The organism is Paucisalibacillus algeriensis, from assembly GCF_000577245.1.
Lineage (GTDB): Bacteria > Bacillota > Bacilli > Bacillales > Amphibacillaceae > Ornithinibacillus.
This window is the reverse complement of record NZ_CBYO010000001.1, coordinates 71,660-83,882: the sequence shown is the minus strand read 5'-3', so window position 1 is coordinate 83,882 and position 12,223 is coordinate 71,660. Positions and strand designations below refer to the sequence as shown.

The 12,223-nt window shown below is 37.9% G+C and carries 12 protein-coding genes; 8 read left to right on the top strand and 4 right to left on the bottom strand.

What is annotated here, in order from left to right; all coding sequences use genetic code 11:
* Positions 1 to 84 precede the first annotated feature (84 nt).
* From TY11_RS00335 to TY11_RS00310, 6 genes are all read left to right on the top strand, one after another.
* Positions 85 to 1,071: an ABC transporter ATP-binding protein gene (locus tag TY11_RS00335; RefSeq protein ID WP_042141930.1), complete on the top strand. Its 987-nt coding sequence runs from the start codon at positions 85 to 87 to the stop codon at positions 1,069 to 1,071.
* The gene (locus TY11_RS00330) at positions 1,068 to 2,075 is read left to right on the top strand and encodes an ABC transporter ATP-binding protein (protein WP_042141929.1); all 1,008 of its coding nucleotides are present in this window, start codon (positions 1,068 to 1,070) and stop codon (positions 2,073 to 2,075) included. Before TY11_RS00335 ends, TY11_RS00330 begins: the two co-directional genes overlap by 4 nt.
* A gap of 142 nt (positions 2,076 to 2,217) precedes the next feature.
* Entirely contained in the window at positions 2,218 to 4,035 is a 1,818-nt protein-coding gene (locus tag TY11_RS00325; RefSeq protein ID WP_042141928.1) for a peptide-binding protein, read from the top strand.
* A 151-nt stretch (positions 4,036 to 4,186) separates the two neighbouring features.
* Positions 4,187 to 5,152, top strand: coding sequence for an ABC transporter permease (locus tag TY11_RS00320; RefSeq protein WP_042141927.1), 966 nt, complete (start codon positions 4,187 to 4,189; stop codon positions 5,150 to 5,152).
* An 11-nt stretch (positions 5,153 to 5,163) separates the two neighbouring features.
* Entirely contained in the window at positions 5,164 to 6,045 is an 882-nt protein-coding gene (gene opp4C, locus TY11_RS00315; RefSeq protein WP_042141926.1) for an oligopeptide ABC transporter permease, read from the top strand.
* A 156-nt stretch (positions 6,046 to 6,201) separates the two neighbouring features.
* Positions 6,202 to 6,414: a hypothetical protein gene (locus TY11_RS00310; RefSeq protein ID WP_042141925.1), complete on the top strand. Its 213-nt coding sequence runs from the start codon at positions 6,202 to 6,204 to the stop codon at positions 6,412 to 6,414.
* A gap of 167 nt (positions 6,415 to 6,581) precedes the next feature.
* Here TY11_RS00310 and TY11_RS00305 read toward each other — a convergent pair whose 3' ends face one another.
* A complete protein-coding gene (locus TY11_RS00305; RefSeq protein WP_042141924.1) occupies positions 6,582 to 7,145 on the bottom strand; it encodes a hypothetical protein in 564 nt (187 codons plus the stop codon).
* A 191-nt stretch (positions 7,146 to 7,336) separates the two neighbouring features.
* Here TY11_RS00305 and TY11_RS00300 point away from each other — a divergent pair, with 191 nt between their 5' ends.
* Positions 7,337 to 7,870 (top strand): CotY/CotZ family spore coat protein, encoded by a 534-nt coding sequence (locus tag TY11_RS00300; protein WP_042141923.1) that lies wholly within the window; start codon positions 7,337 to 7,339, stop codon positions 7,868 to 7,870.
* Between the two features lie 617 nt (positions 7,871 to 8,487).
* Positions 8,488 to 9,252 (top strand): sulfite exporter TauE/SafE family protein, encoded by a 765-nt coding sequence (locus tag TY11_RS00295; RefSeq protein WP_042141922.1) that lies wholly within the window; start codon positions 8,488 to 8,490, stop codon positions 9,250 to 9,252.
* 82 nt (positions 9,253 to 9,334) lie between these two features.
* On the opposite strand, the gene TY11_RS00290 is transcribed toward TY11_RS00295, so the two are convergent.
* From TY11_RS00290 to TY11_RS00280, 3 genes are read right to left on the bottom strand one after another with little or no spacing between them, the layout of a single operon-like run.
* On the bottom strand, positions 9,335 to 10,360 hold the full coding sequence (locus TY11_RS00290) for an SPFH domain-containing protein (protein ID WP_042141921.1): 1,026 nt from the start codon (positions 10,358 to 10,360) through the stop codon (positions 9,335 to 9,337).
* A 39-nt stretch (positions 10,361 to 10,399) separates the two neighbouring features.
* Positions 10,400 to 11,164: a TPM domain-containing protein gene (locus TY11_RS00285; RefSeq protein WP_052345683.1), complete on the bottom strand. Its 765-nt coding sequence runs from the start codon at positions 11,162 to 11,164 to the stop codon at positions 10,400 to 10,402.
* A gap of 2 nt (positions 11,165 to 11,166) precedes the next feature.
* Entirely contained in the window at positions 11,167 to 12,195 is a 1,029-nt protein-coding gene (locus tag TY11_RS00280; protein WP_042141920.1) for a TFIIB-type zinc ribbon-containing protein, read from the bottom strand.
* Positions 12,196 to 12,223 lie beyond the last annotated feature (28 nt).

The following is a 12,223-nucleotide window of genomic DNA, read 5'->3' as shown; positions in this document are numbered from 1 at the left end:
TAAATAGGAATAATGTAAAACGACCTATCATACTATGATACGAATATAGGAACCTTCCAATCAATGGGGAAAGGAGTGGCTCTCATGACAAAAAATCCGCTTCTATCTGTCAATCAATTAAAGACATACTTTTATTTAGATAGAAACAGAGTAGCAAAAGCTGTTGATGGTGTTTCCTTTTCTGTATCTCCCGGTGAAACAGTCGCAATCGTAGGGGAATCCGGAAGTGGAAAAAGTATAACCGCCTTATCTATCATGCAACTAATTGAAAAGCCAGGGAAAATTATTGATGGAACCATCCATTTACATGATACCGAGATTTCTAAACTATCATCTAAACAAATGACAAAGCTGAGGGGAAACGAGATTGCAATGATCTTCCAAGAGCCGATGACAGCATTAAACCCTGTCTTTACTATCGGTAATCAAATTACAGAGATGCTCCGCAAGCATAAAAGGATGGAAAAGAAAGCAGCACAAATGGAAGCTATTAACCTATTAAAAACTGTTGGAATATCTAGAGCAGAAGATGTAATACATGAGTACCCCCATCAATTATCTGGGGGAATGCGTCAGCGCGTGATGATCGCCATGGCGATCTCGTGTAACCCTAAACTTCTGATTGCCGATGAACCTACAACAGCATTAGATGTCACGATTCAAGCGCAAATCCTAGATTTAATGGTCGAGATGAAAGAAAAATTTAATATGGCCTTACTGCTCATTACACATGATCTAGGAATAGTATCTGAATACGCTGATCGAATTATTGTCATGTATGGTGGGCAAATAGTGGAAGAAGCACCAACGAAAGAATTACTTCGTACAACTGAACATCCTTATACAAAAGGACTATTAGAAAGCTTGCCAAATCTTAAGGAAGATGTTGACCGTCTAGGAACAATTAAAGGTACTGTTCCTCCTGCATACGACCTTCCGAGTGGATGTCGCTTTTATGATCGTTGTCCGTTTGCTATGGAAAAATGTAAGCAAGCAAATCCACCTATTTATCAACTCACTAAAAATCATGCTGTACGCTGCCATCTTCATGAAAAGGAGGGCACAGAATGACAAGCCTTACACAAAACAAACTAAAAAAAGAAAAACTCCTAGACGTTCACCATATAAAAAAATACTTTCCAATCAAAGGAGGGATTTTAAAACGAACAGTTGCCCATTTAAAAGCCGTGGATGATGTGTCTTTTTCGGTTTTGAAGGGAGAAACCTTAGGAATTGTCGGTGAATCAGGTTCAGGAAAGTCGACATTGGGTCGAGTCATTTTACGATTGCTTGATCCAACAGAGGGTGAAGTCTACTTTAACGGAGATGAAATCTCTAAGCTAAAACAAAGGCAAGTTAGACCCTACAGGCGAGATATGCAAATGGTATTCCAGGATCCTTTTGGTTCACTCAATTCCAAGATGAGTGTTGCTGAATTAATTGAAGAACCACTTCTAGTGCAAACAAATCTTTCGAAACAAGAACGGAAAGAAAAAGCTATTGAAATTATGGAAAAGGTAGGACTTCGGGCAGATGACCGTTTAAAGTATCCACATGAATTTTCCGGGGGTCAAAGGCAACGTATTAGTATTGCAAGAGCATTAATCATCAACCCACAGCTAGTTATCTGTGATGAACCTGTTTCCGCATTAGATGTTTCTATTCAGGCACAGGTACTTAACTTAATGAAGGATCTGCAAGATGAGTTTTCCTTAACATACCTGTTCATCGCGCATGACTTAAGTGTTGTTAAACATATCAGTGACCGAATAGCCGTTATGTATCTTGGACGGATTGTAGAAATTGCTCCAAAGAAAGCTCTATACGAAAATGCATTACATCCTTACACCCAGGGTTTACTTGCTTCCATTCCAATCATTGATTCCGATGACACGAAGCTAGAAAGGAAGAAAATCCGTATCACAGGTGATCTACCAAGTCCGGTAAATCCACCATCTGGATGTCCATTTCGCACTAGATGCCCGTTAGCACATGATAGGTGTTCTGTTGAAAGGCCCGAACTTAAAGGTCCCGAAAATGATGAGCACCTGGTTGCTTGTCATTTATATACTTAGTTTCATGTGCATCAAAAAACTCTTTGATTGAAATGATTGATATTGCCATTTGGCTAATATCACTTTAAAGGAGGTGATGTGTATCGATTAACGCCAGTATGTCGACATATCACTACTACGAATAAAAAAGGGGGACAATGTTTTGTATAAACACAGGTTACGTTTGTTGGTCATTTCGTTATTACTCTTGTTGGGACTTGTATTAGCAGCTTGCGGAAACGATGATTCTGCTGAACCACAAGATGATCCAGGTGAAACGGAAGACGCAAACAAAGATGACGAGAAGAAAGAAGAAGAAAAAGAAGAAGCATCTGGTCCAACATCTGGTGGTACTTTAACCGGTGCGATGTACTCTGCTCCCGCAGGGATGTTTAACCCGATTTTCTATGAAGAAGCCTATGAAGCAAATATCCTTTCCTTCACACATGAAGGCTTAGTTGGTCAGAATGAAAGTCTGGAATTTATTCCTGGTTTAGCTAAGGACTGGGAGACGAATGAAGATCAAACAGAGTTAACGATGTATCTAGAAGAAGGGGTAAAATGGCATGACGGTGAAGAATTCACAGCAGATGATGTGGTATTCACCTATAAATCAATTTCAGACCCAGACTATGTAGCTTCTGGAGGAATCCGGACTGCATACGTAACACCACTATTAGGTTATGAAGAATATGTAAGTGGTGAAACAGATGAATTCCAGGGTGTGGAAGCAGTGGATGATTATACAGTCAAATTTAAATTTGCAGAGCCTAATATCAACCCACTGTACTATGCTAGCTTCACCATTATCCCAGAACATATCTTCGCCGATATTCCAGTATCAGAAATGCCAGAGGCTCCTGAATCTAGACAGCCAGGTCAAGTTATTGGTACAGGACCATTTAAATTCACCGAAATGGTTGAGCGTGAGCAATATGTTCTTGAGCGACACGATGATTACTGGCAAGGTGCTGCTTATTTAGACAAAATTGTTTGGAAAGTCGTTGCACAGTCAGTAATGTCTGGTTTACTGGAATCCGGTGAGATCGATTTTGTAGCAGATCCTAACGGTATCCAACCAGCAGATTTTGAAATGGTTCAAGGTCTTGGAAATATCACCATTATTGAACAACCTGACTTTGGTTATCAAATTATGGGATTCAAGCAGAACCACCGGACCGCTGACGATGTCGAAAGTGGTACATTAAATCCTGACAACTGGGTTCCAAATGAAAAAATATCTAATCCAGAAGTACGCCAAGCGATTGCTTATGCAATTAATCGTGAGGGCCTAATTGATGGTCTGTTATATGGACGTGGTGCGATATTAAACTCTCCAATCGCCAAGCAATTCTGGGCGTATGATGAGAGCGAAACAACAAATTACACCCATGATCCGGATAAAGCCGCATCCATGCTAGACGAATTAGGCTATGTGGATACGAATGATGATGGCTTCCGTGAAGACCCTGATGGAAATGAATGGGTACTAAACTTTGATTACCCGACCGGTAATGAGCTACGTGAAAAGTCAGCCCCATTAATCGAGCAAATGCTTGAAGAAGTTGGAATCAATGTAAACTTGCGTCAACCAAAAGAGATGTCTGCTTATGTAGAGGACTTGACGAATGACAATAGTGATTGGGATTTATATCTTATTGGTTGGAGCCTAGGTAGTGCTGATCCGGATCCAACTGGTTTATGGGGAACAATGGCAGCTTATAACTTCTCCCGTTGGAACAATCCTGATTCTGAGGAACTACTACAACAAGCACTTAAAGCTCCAGATGCATTTGAGCAAGAATATCGTAAAGAAGTCTATAAAGAATGGCAAAAGCTGTACTCTGAAGACTTACCTGCTGTAATTTTATATGCGCAAAATAGCTTATGGGCGTATAACAACAGGCTTCAAGGTGTAGAACCACTACCATTCACCATGTATAATGACCCTCACCTATGGTGGGTTAATGACGCAGAGTAATACAACAAAAGCAGAAGCGCCCGGATAGAGACTACAGAGGAAGACTCACTAGTCCTTGGGCGTAGGAAGTAGTCGCTAAAATATAATAGAGGATGTCTAATCAGGTCTGTATCCTATTAGACATCCTCCTCCTTCATAAGGGGGGGTTTTCTTGTACAAATATATTATTAGAAGAATATTAGTTTTTATACCGATGCTCATCGTGCTTTCCATGATAATATTCGGCCTTGCAAAAGCAGCACCAGGTGATCCTTTTACGGGCAGAATGTTAGACCCCACCATTGATCCAGAGGTATATGAACAACAGCGTGAAGCATTAGGGCTTAATGATCCGGTTCCAATTCAATATGTTAACTGGGCTTCGAGAATGGTTACAGGAGACTTCGGAGAATCCATGTATTATAAAGGCAGATCTGTCGCAAGTCTTATTTGGGAGAGAATGCCCAACACACTCTATTTAGGTTTATTTGCACTTGCCATTACGTTAATTGTTTCTATTCCTATTGGTATTTACTCAGCACGTAACCCTTATTCTATCTTTGATTATGGGGCAACGACTTTTGGCTTCTTCGGGCTTGCTGTTCCTAACTTCTTCTTTGGGCTAATAGCTATTTACCTCTTTGCTATTAAACTCGGGTGGTTTCCCTCACAAGGAACAATAACCGGTACAGAAGTTACAGGACTTCAAGAATTTTTTGATCGTATACACCATATGGTCCTACCAGGAATAACGTTAGGACTTGCTGGAACCGCTTCTTATATGCGTTATATGCGTTCAGAGGTATTAGATGTTCTTAGCAGTGATTATATTCGAACTGCAAAGGCTAAGGGCATGAGTGATAGAAATGTACTCTATAAGCACACACTTCGCAATGCGATGATTCCAATCATTACTTTAATGGGTTTTGAATTTGGTGCTTTATTAAGTGGTGCCATCATTACAGAACAAGTCTTTAGTTATCCAGGACTAGGCACATTATTTATCAATTCAATAACGAATCGAGACTATCCAATCATAATGGCAATTGCTTTATTACTTGGAGTAACCATCCTCATCGGAAATTTATTAGCCGATATTTTCTACAGTATTGTGGACCCGAGGATACGTTATGACTAGAGGTGAGAAGAATGAAATCTCATAGAAAAATCAAACGAGCCCAAAGCCCATTACAATTAGCCTTACGCCGGTTTATCAAGAACAAGTTAGCCTTAGCCGGAATCATTGTACTTGTATTAATCACACTTGGAGCGATATTTGCTCCGCTCTTATCAGAACACGACCCAACGTATGGGGACTTGCTAAAAATCGAAAAAGTACCATCAGATGAACATATACTCGGTACAGATGGATCTGGTCGTGACAATTTTGCAAGATTATTGTACGGAGCGAGAATTTCATTAATCGTCGGGTTTAGTGCTATGCTTTTCACCTTAATTATTGGGGTAGTACTAGGTGCCCTGGCTGGCTACTACGGAGGAAAAGTTGATAACCTCATTATGCGGCTAGCCGATCTCATCTTAGCAATTCCATTTCTAGTACTAGCCTTAACTATTATCGCCCTATTAGAGAAGGTGACCATCACGATTTTCGTTACCGTCATTGCTGTAACAACCTGGCCATCTTTAACGAGAATTGTGCGAGGAACATTTCTTTCATTAAGAGAGCAAGAATTTGTTCTCGGAGCACGTGCAATCGGTGCAAGTGATTTGCGAATTATCTTCAAGCATTTTATCCCGAATGCGATTGGCCCAATCATCGTTAATGCTACACTAATGATGGCATCTATGATAATAATTGAATCCGCATTAAGCTTTATTGGAATGGGGATTCCTCAACCGACTCCTACATGGGGAAATATGATATCCGAAGCACAAAACATCAGGATTTTACGGAATCACCCAGAGGCATGGATTCCGCCTGGTTTAGGGATATTATTAACGGTACTTGCCATTAACTTCATTGGCGATGGTCTACGAGATGCATTTGATCCGAAGAGTAATCGGAGATAGAAGCTGCGGTTATCTTAGCTTATGCTGGGATGACCGTTTTTTTGATAGATGTTGAAATTTCTGATTTGGTAAAGTTCTAAGCACCTCTTTTCGTCCATGAAATTTAAAGGAATATTTAACAAACCCAAGGTCACAATACTAGCAGGAGGTGCATATATGAGCAAAGGAAAAGACAAGACACCAGAAAAGTTTAAGACGGAGCTTGGTGGAATGGGACTATACGGAACAACTTCGAACACTGAAATAGCCGGTTACATGGCAACGGGTGACATTGAAAATGCTGGTCAACTAGATAAAGGGTTTAAGAAACTTAATAGAGAATCAGGTGCTTCAGCTTCACTAGATGATTCCAATCCTGGAGATGAATAAAATATATCTGAAATGGGGAAGAGATGATAAATCAACTTCCCCTGTTTACCTATTAATATTTTCTTCATTAAGAAATATTATCTTATCGGATACTTTTAGAATAGCTACTACATAATAAATAAAATAGGCTGCTCACTCCAGTGAACAGCCTATTTGATAGAATTTATTTAACGTCTTAGTTGTAATCCAGTAAATGTTAGTGGCCCGATAAGGAATATGTCAGGGTCCTCCGCCTTAATTGATAGCACATAAGTTACATTAGTTTCATCCTGTGTGACTACATCCACATGAGCAAATGGTGCTACTGTCTCATCATCATTATCACCATCGATATCAAAATCACTACGATAGATTTCCTTTCCATCGATTAACACTGGTGATTGTCCTTTGAAGATGCTAATTTCCACATCTGTCTCTGGATCGCCAGCTTCACTTTCTAATCCAACAACACCATTTAACCATACGACATCACCTGCACGCAATTTAGGAAAAGTAATAGTTGCAACTTTTTTCTTGCGATTTTCTGGTAGTCGCTCTCTATACTTATCTTTATTTGGATCCAGTTTGTCCCAACGGAAGTCAACAACATTATTTACATTTCGTGAATGACCACAATGCTTGTTGTCATGTTTGTTATCATGTTTGTTATCATGCTTTTTATCATGTTCATGTCCACGTCTATCCATTTCACCCATCACTCCTCTTTCGTGATCCTTATAATTTCTACTCATTCATTTTCACCTCCTTACACTTTATTACATGCAAGGAGTGTTCTAGTTGATAGAGACAATAGTTTATCCTTTACAAAATGTATGTATATCTCTATGAATTTCTTCTATACGCAAAAACTAGACTATAAAACAAACGCACTACTCACTTACCGCATAAACTGTAGGAACTACGAATAAAAGGGGTGAGAATATTGGATAGGCATAACAAACATCGCTGTTATGATGAAAATTGTGTTTGTGAGGTAGTTGAAAAAATAGTTGAAGCACAAAACAAAGTAGCACAAGAAGCAACAAATTGCGACATAAGTTGTCATCAATCAATTCGCGATTTACTATCACCAACTAGAGAGAACGAAAATACCACAATACCTTTCATCTTATATTGCAAAGAGGGTTGCAAGCCATTCATTGCTAGTGGTGTTCATAAACAACCAATCGAGGGGTTTCCTCATGATAAATATTATGCATGTGTTGAAACACCAGTTTTACGTGCTAAACAATTTACAAAGAAAGGCCGTTGTTGTGTAAAGGTAGAGCTATTAAGACCAGTAAATGCTAATGGTCGACCAGTTGCAGATAAAGGAAAGGATCTATGTGACTTCTTCCATGAAAAAACTCCATACAAAACCATTCAATTCCGAGAAACTGGTATCTGTTTAACATTGGACTTAAAAGATTTTGTAGGTATTTCTTGTTTAGATGCTACTAGACCCCTTCCTAAATAGAAGTAGTCAATGTAACTATATAACATGCTAACCTTGTAAAACTTTGTGATAGTAATGTAGTACCGTGTAGGGATGTTTAAGATGGGAAGCACTATAATAATGAAATTACATCTATCTCTGGGGTCATAATATTAAGTTGTGACCCTTAAGATGTGATGAATCTTCATAAGTCCATAAAAGTCTAGACAATAATAAAGATTAATTTATATTTTAAAAAACCATCCCCTATTCTAAGTGGAGATGGTTTTGTTTTTACGAGTCATTAACAGATTTTTGACCATGGATTTTCATAATAAGCTTGGAGAATTATCTACAGACTAATATTTTACCGAGCTAGACTTATAAATGATAGATTCTAGTTTCACACCTCACCTTCCCTATTAACAATTCATAGCGCAGGTTTGTCTGTCGAGCATTTTCTACCGCTTAGTATTCTTACATTTAAATTTTAATATGTAGAAAAATAGGTATCTGCTATATCGTTTGCACCAATAACAGCATAAAATACATTATTCCTTCTACTCTTCCATTCATTAGTTTCAAGTTCATTTTTTTATTATCAATAAAAGCTATTAAAGTATAACGAATATCAATCCTAAACATTTGAGGTGCATATTGTGAGCTTTGAGTTTATCATTTTAGGATTTATTGTTGGGGTATTAATAGGTGTAGCTGGAGTAGGTGGGGCGTCTCTTCTTACACCTAGCTTGATTTTCATGGGAATACCCCCTGTAATCGCTATTGGTACTGACTTTTTATATAACTCTATAACAAAAGCATTTGGAACATTGCAGCATTTAAAACAAAAAACAGTAGATATTAAACTTGTAAAATACTTTTCTATTTGGAGCCTCCCCTCTGCTATTATTGCTAACTTTCTCTTTCACTATTACTTATCTGATTACTATAATGAATCCCTTATTCTTCTTTTATTAGGTATCGTCTTGGTCAGTATTTCTCTTATAACTCTCATACAAATTGTTTTTAACTTTGAAATAATAGGTACATGGAAGGAAAAAGAAATTAAAGAAAAAAAAACATTAATAATTGTACTTGGAATAGTCCTTGGAGTAATCGTAGGGATAACTTCAGTTGGAGCAGGTAGTATCTTCGCATTGATTCTTCTGTATTTCTTTAATTTAAAGTCTTCAGAGCTTGTTGGAACAGACATAGCACATGCATTTATTCTTACCACTATACCTGGTATATTAATGGCGTTTTACGGCCATATTGATTTCAGCTTATTACTACTTCTTCTATCAGGGTCCATTCCTGGAACAATTATTGGAAGTAAATTAACCTTAAAACTCTCATCTAACTTTATCCGACTCTTTATCCTTCTCATCATCTTCTTTACCGGGCTTAAATTAATCATTGGATAAAAGAATATCACCATGCTGTTCACCTTTGCTAGAATTTTATACAGACATAAGAAAATGCGCTTATGAAAAGCGCATTTTCACACTAAACTAATTTCTGACCACAATTCGAACAGAAATTTGCTCCATTTGTTTTCTGTCCGCAGTTTGGGCAGAAATTTGGAGCTTTATTAGTTCCTTCTGATGGATGACTAGTCTGAGCTTGGGAGGATTGGTTCTGATTATGTTGACTCTGGTTTTGTTGCTGACTTTGATTTTGAGAATTGTTCTGATTCATGTTCTCCATCATTTTATTTGCCATTGTCATCCCCATCATCATTCCAGCCATGTCGCTCGCAGTTCCAGATCCTTGAAGCTTACCTGAAGCCATTGCGTCTGTAACGGAAATCTGTTGATATTTAGAAACATCTCCCACCATACCATGGGAAGCATTTTTGTCAATCATATCTTGAACTTGTTTTGGATAATTAAAGCTTCCTACACTGAATCCTGTAATGGTCATACCCATGTCATGAATTTCCATATCCAAGTCTTCTTTGATACCCCTGGATATTTCCAAACTATTCATTTGTAAATTAAAGATGTCCTTTCCTTCACGGGTAATCCACTTCATTAATAACTGATCTAATATGGAGGTGATACGGATTTTAACGTCATCCACGAGATAACGGTTCTTGATACCAGCAATATTATCAATAAGTGCAATATAATTATTTACTTTAAATTCAAAGGTACCGTTTGCCCTTATTGGCAAGCCACCTGGAAGTGTTGGTGTTGGAATATTAATGGAATTTCTAGTACCCCACTTCACATTGAAAATCTTCGTATTGATAAAAATGACTTCTACACGAAGTCCACTATTAAAACCAAATTTAAAGCCTTTTAATGTGGATAAGAATGGGATGATTTCTGATTCAATATTATAATCTCCTTCATCCTTAAAGATACCTTCAATTTTCCCATTATAAAGAAAAATGGCATCTTGTCCGGGACGAATGATTAATCTACTTCCCTTTTTAATTTCTTTATTGCTCCATTTCCAAAAGATCATATCATCACGGAACTCATCCCATTCAATGACATCAGCAAATTGGTTTCTGAAAAAAGACATATGCAACTTCCTTTCGCTCTATTATTTAAGATGTTTCAATTAGAACTTCCCTCGACTTCCACTATACGAGTGACCTCCACTGGTGACTCCACCACCACCGCCACCTTTGTTATTATTCTGTGGCTTTCTACGTTTGGTGACGCTTTTCGTCAAATAAATATCCTTTCGCTCTAAAACCTGAAAATTTCCTGTATATGTTCTTTCATTGACTGTGACTTTACCTCCAGAATTATAAGCCATCGATCCAACTATTAATCCGGCAACTCCTATTGCCGCTAAAAGATGAAACCACGTTTTTAATAGAAAACTATCTGGATTAACTCCAGGCATGTATTCCATGTATTCAGAACTAAGTTCAATATATTGGGTAAATGCCTCAAAGTAATTGCCACTTGATAATCTTGGGGTTATTTTTTCCCGGATTAACGTTGCCCGTTGATCGTCAAGATACTTTTCCCCCTTATAAAACCCAGCTATCATGACATCTCTTTCACTCATATCCAGCGCAAGGATTGCAGAGTTTCCATGTGGCTTATCAAAACCAAATGCCATTTCATCATAAAAGTCTTCTATAAAAGGTCTGATGTCCTTACCATCAGCATCCTGTGTAGTAACAATAATAAAATCCATCTCATGTTCTTTACCATGTTGAAAAGCTAAATTCTCTAATCTGGCTATTTCATCATCTGATAATAGATTTGCATAGTCAAAAACTCTTTGTTTCGATTCATCTGCAAAAACATTATTAAAAAATCCAAATATAAAAACAGCAGAAAGAATACTAGTTAGAAATAATACCTGCATTTTCACCAGATATCCCCCCCTACAATAAGTGTAAGGATCTTAGCTGTGATGAAAGTTGCTGCGGCGATACTGCCAAACCAAGCAGAAACTTTCGCCATACTTAGCGGAGGTTTTCCAACCACTTTTCCATTAACACCATTCATGGCAAAGGTGTGTTCTTGCTTGTCATAATCATAATATACCATCCATACCGGAAGAAGAACGTAGTGTGCATTTGTTTCCTTAGTGTTCACACGCTTTTCTTCATATCGGACAGAAGAATAACCACTAATCGTTGAGCTAATATACTTATCAATATAACCGCTAACCTTTGATTTCACGCGAGGAAATAAGTCTTTGTTATTATAATTATACTTTTCTGCTAAATATCCTGCTAAATAAGGCGTTTTAAAATCTTTCAAACTTCCATAATCATATGGTTCCAATTTATCCATTAAGTCATCATTCATTTTCTCTGAGGCATCAACCGGAACTTTATTAAAGGTTAAGTCTATTTTACGGTGTACGTCATAGTACTTTGTTTCTGTATAGATATAGTTTCCTTGCGTATATTCCCGCACTCTGGTAGCTCTTGCATTGACATTAGCAACACTATGTAAATCATAGAGCCAAAATGGAACATATATTCCAGTAATTCCTTTTATACGGTCAGCCGACATAAAACCTTTTGGAGTCAGCCTACCATTTTTGCACCATTTCTTGAATGCTTGGATAGCTTCTTCCTTACTAATTTGAAATGGAATAACCTTATCTGGTGCGTGGATGCCAGAGACCCGATCAGCTAAGACTACCGCTGCTCCACAAAAACTGCACGATGTTGCTGAAGTATCTGCATCTGTTATAACCGAAGCACCACAATTATTACAAACATATTCTTTCGCTTCGTCATCCGAAAATCTAGTCGTAATAAACTCATCAGAAAAGCCCTCTATCGCATCCGTACGTCCGCAGCTACCGCAAGAAAGCTTACCTGATTCACTGTCAAATGCCATGTCATCCCCACAATTTGGGCATTTATATTGAATAACCAATTCTCTTCCCCCTATTCACTCTCATTTT

Bases quoted from the DNA above. Each gene is read 5' to 3' on its own strand.
- TY11_RS00335 (WP_042141930.1), top strand. From the start codon at position 85: ATGACAAAAAATCCGCTTCTATCTGTCAATCAATTAAAGACATACTTT.
- TY11_RS00330 (WP_042141929.1), top strand. From the start codon at position 1,068: ATGACAAGCCTTACACAAAACAAACTAAAAAAAGAAAAACTCCTAGAC.
- opp4C (WP_042141926.1), top strand. From the start codon at position 5,164: ATGAAATCTCATAGAAAAATCAAACGAGCCCAAAGCCCATTACAATTA.
- TY11_RS00310 (WP_042141925.1), top strand. From the start codon at position 6,202: ATGAGCAAAGGAAAAGACAAGACACCAGAAAAGTTTAAGACGGAGCTT.
- TY11_RS00305 (WP_042141924.1), bottom strand. From the start codon at position 7,145: ATGAGTAGAAATTATAAGGATCACGAAAGAGGAGTGATGGGTGAAATG.
- TY11_RS00290 (WP_042141921.1), bottom strand. From the start codon at position 10,360: ATGTCTTTTTTCAGAAACCAATTTGCTGATGTCATTGAATGGGATGAG.
- TY11_RS00285 (WP_052345683.1), bottom strand. From the start codon at position 11,164: ATGCAGGTATTATTTCTAACTAGTATTCTTTCTGCTGTTTTTATATTT.